The organism is Micromonospora globosa (genome assembly GCF_000717585.1).
Lineage (GTDB): Bacteria > Actinomycetota > Actinomycetes > Mycobacteriales > Micromonosporaceae > Micromonospora > Micromonospora aurantiaca.
In genome coordinates this window covers 1-20,551 of record NZ_JNZR01000049.1, presented here as the reverse complement: position 1 = coordinate 20,551, position 20,551 = coordinate 1, and the positions used below count along the sequence as shown (strand labels likewise).

The 20,551-nt window shown below is 75.3% G+C and carries 5 protein-coding genes; 4 read left to right on the top strand and 1 reads right to left on the bottom strand.

Translation table 11 applies throughout. From position 1 onward, the window contains the following. The first annotated feature begins 56 nt into the window (after positions 1 to 56). From IF06_RS0130115 to IF06_RS0130105, 3 genes are all read left to right on the top strand, one after another. Positions 57 to 14,897 carry a type I polyketide synthase gene (locus tag IF06_RS0130115; RefSeq protein WP_030275098.1) on the top strand — a complete coding sequence of 4,947 codons (14,841 nt, stop codon included), beginning with the start codon at positions 57 to 59 and terminating at the stop codon, positions 14,895 to 14,897. Between the two features lie 70 nt (positions 14,898 to 14,967). Further along, entirely contained in the window at positions 14,968 to 16,530 is a 1,563-nt protein-coding gene (locus IF06_RS0130110; RefSeq protein ID WP_030275096.1) for a bifunctional 3-(3-hydroxy-phenyl)propionate/3-hydroxycinnamic acid hydroxylase, read from the top strand. A gap of 29 nt (positions 16,531 to 16,559) precedes the next feature. After that, the gene (locus IF06_RS0130105; RefSeq protein ID WP_013285627.1) at positions 16,560 to 17,447 is read left to right on the top strand and encodes a class I SAM-dependent methyltransferase; all 888 of its coding nucleotides are present in this window, start codon (positions 16,560 to 16,562) and stop codon (positions 17,445 to 17,447) included. Positions 17,448 to 17,514: 67 nt separating this feature from the next. Here IF06_RS0130105 and IF06_RS0130100 read toward each other — a convergent pair whose 3' ends face one another. Beyond that, positions 17,515 to 18,276, bottom strand: a complete 762-nt coding sequence (locus IF06_RS0130100) for a thioesterase II family protein (protein ID WP_030275094.1) — start codon at positions 18,274 to 18,276, stop codon at positions 17,515 to 17,517. A 286-nt stretch (positions 18,277 to 18,562) separates the two neighbouring features. Here IF06_RS0130100 and IF06_RS0130095 point away from each other — a divergent pair. Then, positions 18,563 to 20,551: type I polyketide synthase (locus IF06_RS0130095; protein WP_036311849.1), on the top strand; the 1,989-nt coding region annotated here is incomplete at its 3' end.

The following is a 20,551-nucleotide window of genomic DNA, read 5'->3' as shown; positions in this document are numbered from 1 at the left end:
GCGAGCGAGGTCTACGCCGCGGATGAGGAGTCTCGCCGACGGATGGATGTGGTGACATGCTTCGGAGCGACCTGATCCAGCCGTTGTCCGATCTGATCGAGGCGCACGCCGCCAGGTTGGGGAACAAGGTCGCATTCCGCGACGACCGCCGGGCGGTCGGATACGCCGACCTGGCGGCGCGGACCCGTCGGCTGGCCGGTCACCTGGCGGCGGCCGGGGTCGCCCGGGGCGACCGGGTGGCCTTCTGCCTCGGCAACCGCGTGGAGACGGTGGAGACCTGGCTGGCCGTCACGCGGGCCGCCGCTGTCGGCGTGCCGGTGAACCCGCACAGCACCGACGCGGAACTGGCCCATCTGCTGGACGACTCCGGTGCGGTGCTGGTGGTCACCGACCCGCGCCACCTCGACCAGATGCTGCGGCTGCGTACCTCCCGGCCGGCCCTGCGGATCGTGGTCACCGGGGACAGCCTGGTTCCGGACGAGGTCGTCGCCTGGCGCGACCTGGTCGATACCGAGCCGGCCGTGGGCGCCCGCGACGACCTGGGCCTCGACGAGGTGGCCTGGATGCTCTACACCTCCGGCACCACCGGCCGGCCCAAGGGTGTGCTCTCCACCCAGCGCACCTGCCTCTGGTCGGTCGCCGCCTGCTACGTGCCGATCCCCGGGCTCACCGCCGCCGACCGGGTGGTCTGGCCACTGCCGCTGTTCCACAGCCTCTCCCACATCGGGTGCGTGCTCAGCGTGACGGCGGTCGGGGCCACGGCCCGGCTCATCGACGGCTTCTCCGCCGACGACGTGCTGCGCGCGGTCGACGAGGACGAGGCCACAGTGCTCGCCGGTGTGCCGGCCATGTACCACCACCTGGTCACCGCCGCCCGGGAGACCGGCTTCCGCGCCCCGGCCCTGCGGGTCTGCCTGGTCGGCGGGGCGATCACCACCGGCGCGCTGCGGCGGGCGTTCGACGAGGTCTTCGACGCGCCGCTGCTCGACGCGTACGGCAGCACGGAGACCTGCGGCTCGATCGCCGTCACCCGGCCGGAGCTGCCCCGGGTCGAGGGCTCCTGTGGGCGCGCGGTGCCTGGCGTCGAGGTGCGCCTGGTCAGCCCGCAGACGGGTCTGGACGTGCCGACCGGCGCCGAGGGGGAGGTCTGGGTCAGCGGTCCGAGCGTCATGCTCGGCTACCACAACCTGCCGGCGGTCACCGCCGCCGCCCTGCGCGACGGCTGGTACCGCACCGGCGACCTGGCCCGCCGCGACGCCGACGGCAACATCTTCGTCACCGGCCGCCACCAGGAGCTGATCATCCGGGGCGGGGAGAAGATCCACCCGGCCGAGGTGGAGGAGGTGCTGCGCGCGGTGCCCGGCGTCGCCGACGTGGCGGTGACCGGCCGGCCGCATGAGGTGCTCGGCGAGGTGCCGGTGGCGTTCGTGGTGCCGGGGCCGGAGGGCTTCGACCCCGCCGCGGGGTTCGCAGCCTGCCGGGAGAGGCTCAGCTACCACAAGGTTCCCGAAGCGCTGTACGAGATCGGGCAGGTGCCCCGCACCCCGTCCGGCAAGGTCACCCGCCGGCTCCTGTCCGACGGGCCGGCGCGGCTGCGGGCGGTCAACGGCAGCCACCACGAGGCGCTCAGCCTGCTCGCCTGGCGACCGCTGGACCTGGCCGCCGTACCGCAGGTGGCGGCACCCGTTCCGGCGGCCGCGCAGGACGCCGCCGGCCCGGCCCGCCGCTGGGCGCTTGTCGGCGCCGGGAGCGAGCCGCTGGTGGAGCCGCTGCGCGCGGCGTCGCCGGGGGAGCGGTTCCGGGCCCACCGGGACCTGGTCACCCTGCGGGCGGCCCCCGACGCCCCCGACGTGACGGTGCTGCTGGCCGGGCCGGCCGACGCCGACGCGGCGGATCTCGCCGGCCGGCTGCGTGGCTGGCTCGACGACGACGGCTTCGCCGGCACCCGGCTGGTGCTCTTGACCGGCCCGGCCAGCGACGGGGCGACCCGGCCCGGCGCGCACGGCCTGTCCGGCGACGCGGCCACCGGGGCAGGCGACGCCGCCGGGTGGGCCGGGCCGGATCCGGCGGCCGGTGCCGTCTGGGCGGTCGGGCGCAGCCTGCAGGCCGCATACCCGGACCGGATCGTGCTGGTCGACCACGACGCTTCGGCCCGCTCGCTCGCCCTGCTGCCCGCCGTCGTGGACGCTGGTGCCGCGCAGGTCGCCCTGCGGGGCGGGGCAGCCCGGCACGCGGCCCTCGTGCCCGCCCCGGCGACCGCGCCGGCACGGCCGGCGACCGTGGCCGACCCGGAGCGCCCGGTGCTGGTCACCGGTGCCGACGGACCGACCGGCGCCGCGCTGGCCCGGCACCTCGTCGCCGCGCACCGCGTCCGCCGGCTGCGGCTGCTGTCCACCGGCGCGACGCCCGCCCCGGCCGTGGCGGACCTGGCCGCCGAACTCACCGCCACCGGTGCGGAAGCCGTCGTGCTGCCCGCCGAGCGGGTGGGCGACGAGGCGTTCGGCGCGGTCTTCCTCGGCCCGTGCGGCGACGACCTGGCCGACGTCGAGGGCGCCGCCCGGCTGCTCCGGCTCGCCGCGACGCTGGACTCGGCGAGCCGGCACCCGTGGGCGACGTTCACCGTCCTCGTGCCGTCCGCCCTGCTGCTGGGCGCCGCGGGCCGGGAGCGGGCCGCCTCGGCCGTCGGGGCCCTGCACGCCCTGGTCGCCCGCCGTCGGGCCGCCGGTCATCCGGCCCGGCTCGTCGGCACGACCGGGCCCGCCGAGGGCGGGTCGTTGCCCGGCGTCCCGGCGGCGACCGGACCCGGAGCGGGCACCGTGCCGGCGGCCGTGCGCGCCGACCTCGCCGCGTTCGACGTGGCCCACGACGGCAACGACCTGGTCGTGCTCGCCCGCCCGGCGGGCCACGTCGACGCCGCCCACCCGGCCTGGCGTGGGCCCGTCGCGGAGCCCGGCGACGCCACGGACGACCGGGACGCCGCCGAGCTGCGCCGCCGGCTGGCCGGGCTCACCACCGCCGAGGGGGACCGGCTCCTGCTCGACCTGGTCCGCACCGCCACCGCCCAGGTGGCCGGGCTGCCCGGCCCGGCCGCGGTCCGCCCCGGCCGCGCGTTCAAGGAACTCGGCTTCACCTCGGTCGCCGCGGTCGCCCTGCGCGACCGGCTGGCCCGGGCCACCGGGGTACGGCTCTCGGCCACTGTCGCGTTCGACCGGCCCAGCCCGCAGGCCCTCGCCCGGCACCTCGCCGCCCGCCTGCGGGGTGCCGCCGCGCAGGCCGCTCCCACGACGGACCCGGCGGCGGTGCCGTCCACGGGGGACGACCCGGTGGTCGTCGTGGCCATGGCCTGCCGGCTCCCCGGCGGCGTCGCCTCCCCCGAGGAGCTGTGGGATCTGGTCGACCAGGGCCGGGAAGGACTCACGGAGTTCCCCACGGACCGGGGCTGGGACCTGGCGAACCTCTTCTCCGACGACCCCGACCGCCCCGGCACCTCGTACGCCCGGGTCGGTGGCTTCCTCACCGGCGCCGCGGAGTTCGACGCCACCCTGTTCGCGATCAGCCCGCGCGAGGCGCTCGCCATGGACCCGCAGCAGCGGCTGCTGCTGGAGACCGCCTGGGAGCTGTTCGAGCGGGCCGGCATCGACCCCACCTCGCTGCGTGGCAGCGCCACGGGCGTCTTCACCGGCGTCATGCACCACGACTACGCCGCGAACCTGCGCCAGGCGCCGCCCGGCACCGAGGGCTACCTCGGCGTCGGCACCGCCGGCAGCGTCGTCTCCGGCCGGGTCGCCTACGCGCTGGGGCTGGAGGGGCCGGCGGTCACCGTCGACACGGCGTGCTCCTCGTCGCTGGTGGCGCTGCACCTGGCGGCCCAGGCGCTGCGCGCCGGGGACTGCTCCCTCGCCGTGGCCGGCGGCGTGGCGGTGATGGGCACCCCGCAGGCGTTCGTGGAGTTCAGCCGGCAGCGCGGGCTCGCCCCGGACGGCCGGTGCAAGGCGTTCGCCGACGGCGCCGACGGCACCGGCTGGTCCGAGGGCGTCGCGGTGCTGCTGCTGGAACGGCTCTCCGACGCCCGCCGGCACGGGCACCCCGTCCTCGCCGTGCTGCGGGGCTCCGCCGTCAACTCCGACGGCGCGTCCAACGGGCTGACCGCCCCCAACGGGCCCGCCCAGGAGCGGGTCATCCGCCGGGCGCTGGAGGCGGCCGGGCTCTCCGCCGCCGACGTGGACGTGGTCGAGGCCCACGGCACCGGCACGTCGCTCGGCGACCCCATCGAGGCCCAGGCGCTGCTCGCCACGTACGGAGTGGGACGCGGCGACGCGGAACCGCTGCGGCTGGGCTCGCTGAAGTCCAACCTCGGCCACACCCAGGCCGCCGCCGGTGCCGCCGGGGTGATCAAGATGGTGCTCGCCATGCGGCACGGGACGCTGCCGCGCACCCTGCACGTGGACGCCCCGACGTCCGAGGTGGACTGGTCGGCCGGCGCGGTCGAGGTGCTCACCGAGGCCCGCTCGTGGCCCGACGTACGCCGACCCCGCCGAGCCGGCATCTCGTCGTTCGGCATCAGCGGCACCAACGCGCACGTCATCGTCGAGGCGCCCGCCGACCCGCCGGCCACCGCCGAGGACGCCGCCGGGCCGCCGTCGCCCGGCACCGTCCGGCCGCCCGTGCCGTGGCTGCTCTCGGCGGCCTCCGACGAGGCGCTGCGTGGTCAGGCGGCCCGTTTGCTGGCGTGGTTCGACGGGCCGGGGGCGCACGCCGACCCGGTCGACGTCGGGCACGCCCTCGCCACCACGCGCGCGGCCCTCGAACACCGGGCCGTGGTGCTGGTCGGCGACGCGGAGTCCGCCCGGACAGGGCTCGGTGCGCTGGCCCGCAGCGGCCCGGACCCGGACCTGCCGAGCGTGTCGACCGGCCGGGTCGTCGACGGCCGACTCGGCCTGCTCTTCGGCGGGCAGGGCGGCCAGCGCGCCGGCATGGGCCGCGAGCTGTGCGCGGCGTACCCCGTCTTCGCCACCGCCTTCGACGCCGCCTGCGCCGAACTCGATCGCTGCCTGGCCGGCCACGCCCCGTACCCCGTCGCGGACGTCGTCCTCGCCGCCGAGGGCACCGAACCGGCCGGCCTGCTCGACGAGACCCTGTACACCCAGCCCGGGCTGTTCGCCTTCGAGGTGGCGCTCTACCGCCTCCTGGAGTCCTGGGGGGTGAGCCCCGATGCGGTGCTCGGCCACTCCGTCGGCGAGCTGGCCGCCGCGCACGTCGCCGGGGTGTTCTCCCTCGCCGACGCGGCGGCGCTGGTCGCCGCCCGTGCCCGGCTGATGCAGCAGCTGCCCGCCGGGGGCGCGATGGTCGCCGTCGAGGCCGACGAGGCCGAGGTCGCCGCGTACCTCACCGACCGGGTGGGCCTGGCCGCCGTCAACGGCCCCACCAGCGTCGTCCTCTCCGGCGACACCGACGCGGTGCTGGCCGTCGCGGACACGCTGCGCGCGGCCGGGCGCCGCACCAGCCGGCTGCGGGTGTCGCACGCGTTCCACTCGCCGCGCATGGACCCGATGCTCGACGAGTTCCGCGCGGTGGCCGCCGGCCTCACGTACCGCACCCCGCACCTGCCGGTGGTGTCCAACCTGACCGGTCACCCCGTCGACCCGGCCCGGCTCTGCTCGCCCGAGCACTGGGTGGCGCACGTGCGGGGCACCGTCCGCTTCCACGACGGGGTACGGGCCCTGCACGGGCAAGGCGTCACCACCTTCCTGGAGATCGGCCCGGCCGGCGTACTCACCGCCATGGCCCAGGACTGCCTCGTCGCCGAGGCCGACGAACTGGCCTTCGTCCCCGCCGTACGGGGCACCGCCGGGGAGGCCGAGGCGCTGCTCGCCGCCGTGGCGCGGCTGTACGTGCGGGGCGTCGCCGTGGACCGTGCCGTCCTCGCCGGCCCCGGCCCGCACCGCCGCGTCGACCTGCCCACGTACGCCTTCCAGCGCCGGCACTACTGGCTGCCCGCTCCCACCGGTGTCGGCGGTCCCGGCGGCGCCGGGCTGGCCGACGTCGGGCACCCGCTGCTCGGCGGGCTGCTGGCGGTCGCCGGCACCGCGCAGGTGGTCTGCACCGGGCAGGTGTCAACGGCCACCTCACCGTGGCTGGCCGCACCCGGCGACGGCACGGCCCCGCTGCTGCCCGCCTCCGCCCTGCTGGACATGTTCGCCCACCTCGGCGACCAGCTCGGCGCCCCGAGCGTGCGGCGGCTGCACGTCCCCGAGCCGGTGCCGCTGCCCACCGAGGCGACCCTCGACGTGCAGATCGGTGTCGGCGCGCCGGACGGGCACGGACACCGGGTGGCGCACTGCCACGTCCGGGCCGGCGAGGGGCTGCCCTGGCGTGCGGTCGCCGAGGCCGTGCTCGCGCCCGTCGACCCGGGGAGCGGTCGGGGCGCCTTCGCCCCCGTCTGGCCGCCCACCGGGGCCCGGCCGGTGGATCTGAGCGCACCACAGCACCGCGCGCTGGCCGGGGAGCTGGTCCGGGGCGCCTGGGTCACCGCCGACCGGCTCTTCGTCGACGTCCGCCTGCCGGAGGACGCCCGCGACCCGGACGCCGAGCGGTACGGCGTGCACCCGCTGGTGCTGGAGGCGGCGCTGCGCCTGCTCCCGCTCGCCGACTTCGCGCCCGTCGCCGACGCCGGGCCCACCGCTCGGCTGCTGCCCACCGAGTGGGCGGGCGTGCGCCGCCACGCCGTCGGAGCGCACGCGCTGCGTGTCTGCCTGGCCCCCGGCGGGGCGGACGCGGTGACGCTGAGCGCCGTCGACGACGCGGGCAGGCCCGTGCTCGATGCCGACCGGGTGGTGCTGCGGGCGGTGGACCTGCCGCCCGCCGGCCCGCCGACGACGGCGGCCACCCCCGCCGGACTGTATGTCGTCGACTGGCTGCCCGCGGCGTTCCCGGCGACCCCGGCGCCCTCCTGGACGATCGCCGACGACACGCCCCCGGACGGGCCGCTGCCGCCGCTGCTCGTGCTGCGGGTCGGCGACGGCGAGCCGGGCCGGCCGGTGCCCGACCGGGCGCACGCCGTGAGCCTCGCCGTGCTGGGCGTCCTCCAGACCTGGCTGGCCGACCCCCGCGCGGAGACCACCCGCCTGGCCCTCGCCCTGCGCGACGGCGACCCGGTGCACGCCCCGGTGGCCGGGCTGCTCCGCGTCGCCCAGGCCGAGCAACCCGACCGCTTCCTCCTGCTCAGCCTCGACACCACCGACGACGCCGCCATCCGCTCGGCGCTGGCCGCCGCCGAGGACGAACCCGAGGTGGCCGTCCGCGACGGGCGTGCGCTGCTGCCCCGCCTCCGCCCCGTGGCGCAGACCCCGGCCGGTACGCCGCGGGCGGCCCTGGCCGGTGGCACCGTACTCGTCACCGGCGGCACCGGCGGGATCGGCCGGCAGGTCGCCACCCACCTCGCCACTGCGCACGGCGTCACCGAACTGGTGCTCGTCAGCCGCAGCGGCCGGTCCGGCGACTGGACGACAGCACTGACCGACGCCGGCGTCACAGTCCGGGTGGTCGCGGCCGACGTCGCCGACCGGGCGGCGCTCGCCGAGGTGATCGCCCCACTGGCCGGCCGGCTCGTCGCCGTCGTGCACGCAGCCGGGGCCACCGATGACGCCCTGATCACCGACCTCGACCCCGCCCGCTGGGCACGGGCTCTGCGCTCCAAGGTGCACGGTGCCTGGCACCTGCACGAACTCACCGCCGGCCTCGACCTGGCCGCGTTCGTGCTCTTCTCCTCGGCCGCCGCCACCTTCGGCAGCCCCGGCCAGGGCAACTACGCCGCCGGCAACGCGTTCCTCGACGCGCTCGCCGCGCACCGCCGTGCCCAGGGCCTGCCGGGCAGCGCCCTGGCCTGGGGGCTGTGGGCCGCCCGGGACGGGATGGCGGGCCGGCTCAGCCCGGCCGACCTGGCCCGGCTCGCCCGCGGCGGCACCCGCCCCCTCGACACGGCTGCCGGACTGGCGCTGTTCGACGCCGCCCTGGACGTGGACCGGCCGGCGCTCGTGCCGATCGGGCTCGACCTGGCTGCCGTACGGACCTCCGGCGAGGTGCCCGCCCTGCTGCGGGCACTGCTGCCCCCGCCGCCCCGCCGGGCGGTCAACGCCGCCTCCGCGCCCGCCGCCGCGAAGGGCTTCGCCGACCGGCTGGCCGAACTCGCCGAGCCCGAGCGCGCCGAGCTGCTGCTGGACCTCGTCCGTACCCGGTGCGCCACAGTGGTCGGGCACGCCGGCCCCGAGCAGGTCGAGCCGCGCCGCCCGTTCAAGGACCTCGGCTTCGACTCGCTGATGGCCGTGGAGCTGAGCAACCGGCTCACCGCCGTCACCGGCGTCCGGCTCGCCCCGCACGCAGTGTTCAACCACCCCACTCCCGAGCTGCTCGCCGCGCACCTGCACGCCCGGCTGCTCGGCACCGCGGCCACCGGGGTCACCGACGCGAGCACCGTCGCCCTGGACGAGCCGGTCGCCGTCGTCGCGATGGCCTGCCGTTTCCCTGGCGGTATCGGCTCCCCGGAGGAGCTGTGGCGGCTGCTCGACGCGGGCGCCGACGTCATCGGCGACCTGCCCGACGACCGGGGCTGGCCGCTGGCCGACCTCTACGACCCGGTGCCCGGCACGCCCGGCCGGTCGTACGTGCGTTCCGGCGGGTTCCTCACCGGCATCGCCGACTTCGACGCCGAGTTCTTCGGCATCAGCCCCCGCGAGGCCCTCGCCATGGACCCGCAACACCGGCTGCTGCTGGAGACCTCCTGGGAGGCGCTGGAGCGCGGCGGCATCGACCCGGCCACCCTGCGGGGCAGCCGGACCGGTGTCTTCGCCGGCACCCACGGGCAGGACTACGCCGGCCGGGTCGCCCCCGGCGTCGTCTCCGACGACGGCGAGGTCACCGCCGACGAGGGGCACCTGCTCACCGGCACCGCCGGCAGCGTCCTCTCCGGCCGGGTCGCCTACGCGCTCGGGCTGGAGGGACCAGCCATCACCGTGGACACCGCCTGCTCCGCCTCCCTGGTGGCGCTGCACCTGGCCGTGCAGGCGCTGCGCCAGGGCGACTGCGACCTGGCCCTGGCCGGTGGCGTGTCCGTGATGGCCACCCCGGCCGGGCTGACCGGTTTCAGCCGCCAGCGGGGTCTCGCCGCCGACGGGCGGTGCAAGGCGTTCGCCGAGGACGCCGACGGCTTCGGCATGTCCGAGGGCGTGGGGATGCTGGTGGTCGAGCGGCTCTCCGACGCCCGCCGCCGGGGCCACCCGGTCCTGGCCGTCGTACGTGGCTCGGCGGTCAACTCCGACGGCGCGTCCAATGGGCTGACCGCTCCGAACGGGCCGTCCCAGGAGCGGGTCATCCGGGCCGCGCTCGCCGCCGCCGGGCTGACCGCCGCCGAGGTGGACGTGGTGGAGGCCCACGGCACCGGCACGTCGCTCGGCGACCCCATCGAGGCCGAGGCGATCCTCGCCACGTACGGGCAGCGTCCGCCCGGCGCACCGCCGGTGCTGCTCGGCTCGGTCAAGTCCAACCTCGGGCACACCCAGGCCGCGGCCGGCGTCGCCGGCGTGCTCAAGATGGTCATGGCGATGCGTCACGGCGTCCTGCCGCGCACCCTGCACGCCGAGCGCCGCAGCTCGCGGATCGACTGGGACTCGGGCGCGGTGGAGCTGCTCACCGAGGCCCGCCCGTGGCCGGCGGCGGCCCGGCCGGTGCGCGCCGGCGTCTCGTCGTTCGGCATCAGCGGCACCAACGCCCACGTGATCGTCGAGTCGGTCGCCGAAACGATGCCGGAGGCCGCCGAATCCGAGCCGCCGCAGGAGCGTGCGCTGCCATGGCTGCTGTCGGCGCGTACCCCGCAGGCGCTCATCGGCCAGGCGCGCCGGCTGCGGGCGCACCTCGCCGCCCGGCCCGGCCGGCGGCCCCTCGACGTGGCCTGGTCGCTGGCCACCACCCGAGGCACCTTCGACTCCCGCGCGGTGCTGGTCGCCGCTTCGGCGCAGCGGGCCGCCGACGCCCTCGACGCGCTCGTCGAGGGCCGGCCCGACCCGGCGGTCACGCGCGGCGAGGCCCGTCCCGCGGGCCGCTGCGTCTTCGTCTTCCCCGGGCAGGGCGCACAGTGGCTCGGCATGGGGTTGGACCTGCTCGACCAGGCCCCCGTGTTCGCCGAACGCATGGCGGCCTGCGACGCGGCGCTGCGGCCGTACCTGGACTGGTCGCTGGTGGACGTGCTGCGCCAGGCGCCCGGCGCGCCCGGCCTCGACGAGGTCGACGTGGTGCAGCCCGCCCTGTTCGCGATGATGGTGTCGCTGGCCGAGCTGTGGCGCTCGTACGGTGTGCAGCCGGCCGCCGTGGTCGGCCACTCCCAGGGCGAGATTGCCGCCGCCTGCGTCGCGGGGGTGCTGTCCCTGCCCGACGCGGCCCGGGTGGTGGCGCTGCGCAGCCGCGCGCTGCGGGCTCTGGCCGGGCACGGGGCGATGGCCTCCGTCGCGCTGCCCGCCGACACGGTCCGCGACCGGATCGCCCGTTTCGGCGAGCGGATCTCGGTCGCCGCCGTGAACGGGCCGGCCGCCGTCGTGGTGTCCGGTGAGCCGGAGGCGGTCGAGGAGCTGCTCGCCGAGTTGGCCGGCGAGCAGACCCGGGTGCGTCGGATCGCCGTCGACTACGCCTCCCACTCCGCCCAGGTGGAACGCATCCGCGACGAGCTGGCCGAGGTGCTGGCCGGCATCACCCCCGGTCCGGCCGCCGTGCCGCTGTTCTCCACCACCGACCTGCGCTGGCTCGACGGCGAGGAGATGGGGCCCGACTACTGGTACCGCAACCTGCGCCGGCCCGTCGAGCTGGAACGGGCGATCCGCTCGCTGGCCGCCGAGGGCCACGACGCGTACGTCGAGTGCAGCCCGCACCCGGTGCTCACCGTCGGCGTCGAGGAGACCCTCGCCGACCACGACGGCGATGCCGTGGTGGTCGGCTCGGTGCAACGCGACCAGGGCGGCCTTGAGCGGTTCCTGCTCTCCCTGGCCCAGCTCCACGTGTCCGGGGTCGCGGTGGACTGGCGGCCCGCACTGGCCGGCGGCCGGCGCGTCGACCTGCCCACGTACGCGTTCGCCCACCGCCGCTACTGGCCCCGGCCGATCTCCGGCCCCGGCGACGTCGGCGCCGCCGGTCTGGACACCGCCGGTCATCCGCTGCTCGGCGCGTCGGTCGTGCTGGCCGAGACGAGGGGCCACCTGTTCACCGGGCGGCTGTCGGCCGACGCGCAGCCGTGGCTGGCCGATCACCGGGTCACCGGCAGCGTGCTGGTGCCCGGCACCGGCCTGGTGGAGTTCTGCCTGCGCGCCGGCGACGAGGTCGGCCACCCGTTCCTCGACGAGATGGTCATCGAGGCGCCGCTGACCCTGCCCGCCGGCGGAGCGACGCAGGTGCAGGTGGTGGTCGGCGCGGGCGCCGGCGACGGACGCCGCCCGGTGACCGTGCACTCCCGGCCCGCCGACGCGCCGGCGGGACAGCCGTGGACCCGGCACGCCAGCGCCACCCTCCGCGCCGATCAGCCCGCGGTGTCTCCGCAGCTCACCGTCTGGCCGCCGCCCGACACCCGGCCCGTGGACCTGACCGGCTTCTACGCCGGCCTGGAAGCCGACGGGTACGAGTACGGGCCGGCGTTCCAGGGCCTGCGCGCGGTGTGGACCAGCGGCGATGAGGTCTACGCCGAGGTGGAGCTGCCGGCGGCCCAGCGGGTCGACGCCGACCGGTACGGCCTGCATCCCGCCCTGTTCGACGCCGCCCTGCACGCCGCGCACTTCGGCGGGCTCGCCGGGGCCGGGGCCGGCCAGCTCCTGCTGCCGTTCGCCTGGAGCGGCGTGAGCCTGCACGCCACCGGGGCGACCGCCCTGCGGGTACGGCTGAACCGGGTCGGGCCGCACGCCATCGCGCTGACCGTCGCCGATCCGACCGGCGCCCCGGTGGCCGAGGTGGCCGCCCTGACGATGCGCCCGATCTCCGCCACCGAGCTGGCCGTCGCCGACGACCGCGCCACCCGCGACGCCCTGTTCCGCGTCGACTGGACGCCGCTGCCGCCCGTCGAGTCGGCCACTCCGGTCGACGCCGTGACCGTCGCCCCTGGTCTGGACGGGTTCCCGCTGCACCATGGGTTGGACGGGCTCGCCGACGCCGTGGACGCGGGACTGGCTCTGCCCGCGGCGGTGCTCGTGCCGCTCGACGCGGACCCCGCGCAGCCCGCCGCCCGCGCGGCACGCCATGCCGCCGTACAGGCCCTCGACCTGGTCCGGCGTTGGCTCACCGAGCCCCGCTGGGCGGCGTCGCGGCTGCTGCTGGTGACCCGAGGCGCGGTGGCCGTGCACCACGCCGGCGAGGTGACCGACCCGGCCGCCGCGGCGGCGTGGGGTCTGGTGCGCTCCGCCCAGTCGGAGAACCCGGGCCAGATCGTCGTCGTCGACGTCGACCACGACGGGATCGGCCCCGATGAGGTGGCCGCCCTGCTGGCGGCGGACGAGCCGCAGGCCGCGATCCGGGTCGGCGCGGCGTACGTGCCGCGGTTGGCGCGGGCCGGGTCGGCCGGTGAGCTGTCCGCACCACCCGCCGCCGCGTGGCGGCTGGACGCGCCGGTGCGGGGCAGCCTGGAGAACCTCACTCTGGTCGCCACCGACGCCGCCGACGCCGCGCTCGGCCCCCGCGAGGTCCGGGTACGCGTCCGCGCCGCCGGCCTCAACTTCCGCGACGTGCTCAACGCACTCGGCCTCTACCCTGGCGACGCGGGACCGCTCGGCGGCGAGGGTGCCGGCGAGGTCGTCGAGGTGGGCGCCGAGGTGACCGACCTGCGGCCCGGCGACCACGTGTTCGGGGTCTTCGTGGGCTGCTTCGGGCCCGTCGCGGTCACCGACCGCCGCCTGCTGGCCCCGATGCCGGTCGGCTGGTCGTATGTGGAGGCCGCCTCCGTGCCGGTGGTCTTCCTGACCGCCTACCACGGGCTGGTCAACCTGGCCGGGCTCACCCGCGGCGAGTCGGTGCTGGTGCACGCGGCGGCCGGTGGCGTCGGCATGGCCGCCGTGCAGCTCGCCCGCCACCTCGGGGCCGAGGTGTACGCCACCGCCAGTCCCGCCAAGTGGGGCGCCCTGCGCGCGCTCGGTCTCGACGACGAACACCTGGCCTCGTCCCGGACCCTCGACTTCGAGACCCGCTTCGCCGCCGCCACCGGCGGCCGGGGCGTCGACGTCGTCCTGGACTCGCTGGCCCGCGAGTTCGTCGACGCCTCGCTGCGGCTGCTGCCGCGCGGCGGGCGGTTCGTCGAGATGGGCAAGACCGACATCCGCGATGCCGACCGCGTCGCCGCCGACCACCCGGGGGTGGCCTACACCGCCTTCGACCTGACCTTGGAGGAGCCCGACGAGGTGCAGCGCATGCTCGTCGTGCTGCTGGAGCTCTTCGAACGCGGGATACTCACCCCGCTGCCCACCCAGGTGTGGGACGTCCGCCAGGCACCGGAGGCGTTCCGGCACGTCAGCCAGGCCCGGCACGTCGGCAAGGTGGTGCTCACCATGCCCCGGGAGTGGGATCCCGACGGCACGGTGCTGCTGACCGGAGGTACCGGAACCCTGGGCCGGCTGGTCGCCCGGCGGCTGGTCGAGACGCACGGCGTCCGGCGGCTGCTGCTGGTCAGCCGCCGCGGCGAGCGGGCCCCCGGTGCGGCCGAGGCGGTCGACGAGCTGCGGGCCCTGGGTGCCGACGCCACGGTGGTGGCAGCCGACGTGTCCGACCGGGACGACCTCGCCGGGGTGCTGGCGGCGGTACCGGACCGGCACCCGCTGACTGCCGTCGTGCACCTCGCCGGAGTGCTCGACGACGGGGTGGTCACCGCCCTCACCCCGCAGCGCGTCGACACGGTCTTCGCGCCGAAGCTCGACGCCGCGTGGCACCTGCACGAGCTCACCCGTCACCTCGACCTCGCCGGGTTCGTGCTCTTCTCCTCCGGCGCCGGCGTCTTCGGCGTACCCGGTCAGGCGAACTACGCCGCGGCGAACGCCTTCCTCGACGCGCTCGCCCTGGCCCGCTGCGCCGAAGGGCTGCCGGGCCGGTCGTTCGCCTGGGGGCTGTGGGAGCAGGCCAGTGAGATGACCGCCAAGCTGGACCGCACCGATCCCCGGATCACCGCCCGCGACGGGCAGCTCGCCATCCCGTCCGAGCTGGGGATGGCCCTGTTCGACGCGGGCCTGCGGCTGGCCGAGCCGGTGCTGGTGCCGACGAGGATCGACGTCGCCGCGCTCGGCGAGCGGGTCGAGCGGCCACCGGCGCTGCTGCGTGGGCTGCTGCGCCGGGAGCGGCCGACCGCGCGGGCGGCCACCCCGACCGGCGGCGGGCGTACGCTCGCCGACCAGCTGGCGGCGCTCGACGGGCCTGAGCGCCACACCCTGGTGGTCGACCTGGTACGCGAGCAGGCGGCGAGCGTGCTCGGGCACGGCAGCCGGGCGGCGGTGGCCCCGGGCCGGGCGTTCAGTCAGATCGGCTTCGACTCGCTGACCGCCGTCGAGCTGCGCAACCGGCTGACCACGGCCACCGGCCTGCGCCTGCCGGCCACGCTGATCTTCGACTACCCGGACCCGAACGAGCTGGCCACGTACCTGGTGTCCGAGCTGGCGCCGGACACCGGACCGGCGGTCCCGCCGGTCCTCGCGGACCTGGAGAACCTGGAGCGCTCGCTGACCGAGGCCACTGTGGAACCGGAGCTGCACGACCAGATCGGGTCCCGCCTGGAGGTGCTGATCGCCAAGTGGCGGACGATGCGCGCCGGCTCGGGCGGCGATCCCGACCTCGACCTCGAACTGGCCAGCGACGACGACCTGTTCGACCTCATCGACTCCGAACTCGGTATCTGATGGCCGTCCGGCCGCCCCGCACGCCACAAGCCGACCCCGTGTCCGACCGACCCCCGAGGAACCGATACCGATGCTGAGGACCGACGTCCTGATCGTGGGCTACGGCCCCGTCGGTGAGATGCTCACGATCCTGCTGGCGCAGCGAGGGCTCACCGTCACGGCGGTCGAGCGGTGGGCCACCCCGTACAACTTCCCCCGCGCGGTGTCGTACGACGGGGAGGCGAGCCGTGTCCTGGCCGCCGCCGGCGTCGCCGACCGCCTCGGCCCGGTGGTGGAGTCGTCGGGCGAGTACACCTTCAAGAACGGCTTCGGCCGGACCCTGCTGCACGTCAAGGTCACCGGCGACGGGCCGATGGGCTGGCCCGACTCGGTCTCCTTCTACCAGCCGGGACTGGAGGCGCTGCTCGCCGAGCGGGGCGCGGAGTTGCCGGGTGTCACGGTGCTGCGCCCGTATCAGGTGACGGGCCTGGTCGAGCACGACGACGGGGTCGAGGTGACCATCGCCGGCCCGGACGGCGAGGAGGTCCGCGCGGCCCGCTGGGTCATCGGCTGCGACGGGGCCAACAGCTTCGTGCGGGAGCACCTGGGCAGCGGCGTCACCGACCTCGGCTTCACGTACGACTGGCTGGTCTGCGACGTGGTCCCGCACGAGGCCCGCGAGTTCAAGCCGAACAACCTGCAGGTCTGCGACCCGGCGCGGCCCCGCACGGCCGTGTCGGCCGGCCCGGGACACCGGCGGTGGGAGTTCATGCGGGTGCCGGGGGAGAGCCGGGAGGAGTTCGAGAGCGCCGAGAGTGTGTGGCGGCTGCTCGGCCTCTTCGACATCACCCCGGACAACGCCACCCTGGAGCGGTACGGCGTCTACACCACCCAGGCATGCTCGGCCGAGCGCTGGCGTTCCGGGCGGATCCTGCTCGCCGGCGACGCGGCGCACGTGATGCCGCCGTTTATGGGGCAGGGGATGAGTTCGGGCTTCCGCGACGCCCTCAACCTCGCCTGGAAGCTCGACCTGGTGCACCGCGGCCTGGCCGACGAGGCTCTGCTGGACACCTACCAGGAGGAGCGCTGCGCGCACGTGCAGCACGCCATCCGGATGTCCATCGACTCGGGCACTGTGATCTGCGAGACCGACCGCGCCGCCGCGGCCGGCCGCGACGCCGCGATGCTCGCCGAGCTGCGCCGGCGTACCGCCCGCCCGCGCACCCGGTCCCTGCTGGAGCCCCTGTCCGGCGGGGTCCGGCACAGCGGCTGCGAGGCCGCCGGCGCCCCGATGCCGCAGGGTCGCGTCGAGGTCGACGGCCGCGCCGGGCTCTTCGACGAGGTCGTCGGCACCGGCTTCGTCCTGCTCTGCGCCGAGGACCCCGACGACCTGCTCGACGCCGACGCCCGGACCTTCCTGGACGCGCTCGGCGCGCGGGTCGTCCGGATCGTTCCCGCCGGTGCGCCCGCACCCGGATCCGGCGCCGCGCCGACCGCCTTCGACCTCGACGACGTGTACCTGGCCCACCTCAAGCGGTACGACGCGGTGGCGGTCCTCGTCCGGCCCGACTTCTACGTCTTCGGCACCGCCGCCGACCCGGCCGCTGTGCCCGCGCTCGTCGAGGATCTGCGCCGGCAGATCCGGCGCGGCTGATCGGCATCCACCCACCGGAAGGAACCGACATGTTCGAGAACCTGAAGATCGCCGGCCGGGCGATCCGCACGGTCTTCACCGCCGACCCCATCACCCGGGTCCGGCGCTTCTACGAGATCCAGTCACCCGACGTGGAGTTCGCGGCCCGCCGTACCCACTACATGAACGTGGGCTACTGGTCCGACGGGGTCACCGACATCGACACGGCCGCCGACGCGCTGGCCGACAAGCTGGCCGACGCCGCCGGGCTCAAGCCGGACGACACCGTGCTCGACGTCGGCTTCGGCTACGGGGACCAGGACTTCAAGTGGCTGCGCGAGCGCCAGGTCGCCAAGGTGTACGGCCTGAACATCACCCCGCACCACGTCGAGGCGGCGCAGCGCCGGGCGCAGGAGGAGGGGCTCGCCGACCGGACCGACTTCCGGCTCGGCAGCGCCACCGAACTGCCCTTCGAGGACAACACCTTCGACCGGGTCGTCGCCCTGGAGTCCGCCTTCCACTTCTACCCGCGCAGCGCGTTCTTCGCCGAGGCGCTGCGGGTGCTGCGCCCGGGCGGCGTGCTCGCCACTGCCGACATCATCCCGGTCAGCGGCGACGTCGTCCGCGCGGCCATCCAGTCCGGCCCGCTGAGTTTCGTCAAGTTCAGCATTCCCAAGGAGAACTGGCACGACCGGGACACGTATCGGCAGGAGCTGGTCGAGGCCGGCTTCGCCAACCCGGAGGTCCGCTCGATCAAGGACCGGACGTGGGAGGGCTGGCGGGCGTACATGGCCGAGCGGACCAACGACCCCGCGTTCCGGGCCGTCGTCAAGCCGGCCGTCCGCAAGAGCATGGCGGCCCACTGGAAGAACCAGGACCTCATGAAGCGTGAGCTGGCGCAGCTCGACTACGTGATCGCGGTCGGCCACAAGCGGTGACAGCGCGTACCGAGGGGCCCGTCCACCGGTCGTGACGACCGGTGGACGGGCCCCCGTCGGCGTGAGATCAGACCGCCGGTGCCGCGCTCAGGGTTGCCGAGATGGCCCGCAGGATCGCCGGCTGGTGCTCGGCCAGGAAGAAGTGCCCGCCCGGGTAGACCTTCAGGTCGAACGCTCCAGTGGTGTGGTCCGACCACGCCCGAGCCTCGTCGACAGTCGTCTTCGGGTCGTCGTCGCCGGTGAGGACGGTGATCGGGCAGCTCAGCGGCGGCCCCGGCCGGTAGGTGTACCGCTCGGCGGCCCGGTAGTCGTTGCGGATCGCCGGCAACGCGGCGCGCAGCATCTCCGGGTCCCCGAGGACGGCGGAGTTGGTGCCGCTCAGCTTCCGGACGTCGGCCAGCAGCCCCTCGTCGTCGAGCAGGTGCACCGTCTCGTGCCGTGACTTCGACGGCGCCCGGCGCCCGGACGCGAACAGATGCGCGACGCTGCCGCCGTCCTGCTCGATGAGCCGGGCGAGTTCGAAGCCGAGGCTGGCCCCCATGCTGTGCCCGAAGATGGCCAGCGGCTCGTCCCGCCAGGGCCGCAGCACGGTGAACACCTCGCGCGCGAGGTCGTGGATGTCGCCGATGCACTTCTCGTGGCGCCGGTCCTGCCGCCCCGGGTACTGGATCGACAGCACCTCCACCGCGGGGGAGAGACCGCGGGACACCGGGAAGTAGAAGCTTGCCGACCCGCCGGCGTGGGGCAGGCACACCAGGCGCCTCGCGCCGCCCGGGGCGGGGTGGAAGCGTCGCACCCACAAGCCGTTGTCGGTTTCTGGCGTGGTCATCCTCTGGTGGTCCTTCCGGCGGCTGCGGTTGCCGACCGGATCGGGCGTGGACCCGGTCGAGGCGACGCTAGTGCGGCGGGTCGGGACCGGACACCCCTAGCTGGTCGGTTGCCTGGTTAGGGGTTGTCCGCGCTCGCGCGTAACCAATAACTTCTCCCGGCAGATGGGGATCTGCGTGGCTCTCGGCCGAGCGAGCCGAACGACAGATACAGGTGTCGCCTGAGAACTCTGCGCATTCGTACCGTCGCTTACGTCGAGTCTCCGCCGTGAATCGCGATGGGCTGGGATGATGGACACCGAAGAGAAGCTCCGGGAGTACCTCAAGAGAGTCACCGCCGACCTGCGGCGGACCCGGCAACGGCTCCGGGACGTCGAGGCCGACGCGCAGCAGCCCATCGCGATCGTCGGTATCGGCTGCCGGTTTCCCGGCGGGGTGCGCACGGCCGAGGAACTGTGGGACCTCGTCTCGTCCGGCGGTGACGCGATCGCCTCCTTCCCCACCGACCGTGGCTGGGACCTCAACGCGCTCTACGACCCGGAGCGGTCCCGGCCGGGCACCTCCTCGGTCCGCGAGGGCGGATTCGTGGCCGACGCCGCCGAGTTCGACTCCCGGCTGTTCGAGGTCTCGCCGCGTGAGGCGCTCGCCATGGACCCGCAGCAGCGGCTGCTGCTGGAGACCTCGTGGGAGGCCGTCGAGTCGGCGGGAATCGACCCCACCAGCCTGAAGAACGCCCGGGCCGGAGTCTTCGCCGGCATGACCCACAGCGGGTACGCGCATCCGCCGCAGACCCCGCCGGCGGGCGTGGAGGACTACCTCGGTCTCGGCAACGCGGGCAGCATCGCCTCGGGCCGGGTGGCGTATTCGTTCGGGTTCGAGGGTCCGGCGGTGACCGTGGACACGGCGTGTTCGTCGTCGCTGGTGGCGTTGCATCTGGCGGTGCAGGCGCTGCGGTCGGGGGAGTGCGATCTCGCGCTGGCCGGCGGCGTCACGGTCATGCCCACCCCTGCGGTGTTCATCGATTTCACCAGGCAGGGAAACCTGTCCCCGGTGGCCCGGTGCCGGGCGTTCGCCGACGCGGCGGACGGCACAGCGCTCGCCGAGGGTGTCGGGATGTTGTTGGTGCAGCGGTTGTCGGATGCGCGGCGTGAGGGGCGTCGGGTGTTGGCGGTGGTGCGGGGCACGGCGGTGAATCAGGACGGTGCGTCAAACGGGTTGACGGCGCCGAACGGTCCGTCGCAGCAGCGGGTGATCCGGCAGGCGCTCGCCAACGCGGGTTTGGGTGTGGCGGACGTCGACGTGGTGGAGGCGCACGGTACGGGTACGACGTTGGGTGATCCGATCGAGGCTCAGGCGTTGTTGGCGACGTATGGGCAGGGTCGGGATGTGCCGTTGTTGCTGGGGTCGGTGAAGTCGAACATCGGTCATACGCAGGCCGCCGCCGGGGTGGCAGGCATCATCAAGATGATTTTGGCGATGCGGCATGGGGTGGTGCCGGCGTCGTTGCACGTGGATGCGCCGTCGTCGCATGTGGACTGGTCGTCGGGTGCGGTGGAGTTGGTGACGTCCTCGCGGCAGTGGCCGGGCGTGGGGCGTCCCCGGCGGGCGGGTGTGTCGTCGTTCGGTATTTCGGGGACGAACGCGCACGTGATCCTGGAGCAGCCGGAGGCTGAAACCGGGGCCGACCTCGAGGGCGGGGTGGCGCCGGTCGGGTTGCCGGTGCCGTGGGTGGTGTCGGGGCGTTCGGAACGGGGTTTGTCGGGTCAGGCGTCGCGGCTGGCGTCGTTCGCGCGTGAGTCGGATGTGTCGCCGGTGGATGTGTCGTGGTCGTTGGTGACGTCGCGGGCGGCGTTGGAACATCGCGCGGTGGTGTGGGGTTCGTCGGTGGACGAGCTTGCCGTTGGTCTGTCGGCGGTGGCCGAGGGTCGGTTGTCGGGTGTGGTGTCGGCGGGTCGTCGGGCGGTGTTGTTCACGGGTCAGGGTTCGCAGCGTGTGGGCATGGGCCGGGAGCTGTACGAGACGTTTCCGGTGTTCGCGTCGGCGTTCGACGAGGTGTGCGCCCGTTTCGATGGTGTGTTGCCGCGTGCGTTGCGGGATGTGGTGTTCGCGCAGGCGGGCAGTGCCGAGGCGGGCTTGGTGGATCAGACGGTGTTTGCGCAGGCGGGGTTGTTCGCGGTGGAGGTGGCGTTGTGGGAGTTGCTCGCGTCGTGGGGTGTGCGGGCCGATTTTGTGGCGGGTCATTCGATCGGTGAGGTGACGGCCGCGTACGTGTCGGGG

Bases quoted from the DNA above. Each gene is read 5' to 3' on its own strand.
- IF06_RS0130115 (WP_030275098.1), top strand. From the start codon at position 57: ATGCTTCGGAGCGACCTGATCCAGCCGTTGTCCGATCTGATCGAGGCG.
- IF06_RS0130110 (WP_030275096.1), top strand. From the start codon at position 14,968: ATGCTGAGGACCGACGTCCTGATCGTGGGCTACGGCCCCGTCGGTGAG.
- IF06_RS0130105 (WP_013285627.1), top strand. From the start codon at position 16,560: ATGTTCGAGAACCTGAAGATCGCCGGCCGGGCGATCCGCACGGTCTTC.
- IF06_RS0130100 (WP_030275094.1), bottom strand. From the start codon at position 18,276: ATGACCACGCCAGAAACCGACAACGGCTTGTGGGTGCGACGCTTCCAC.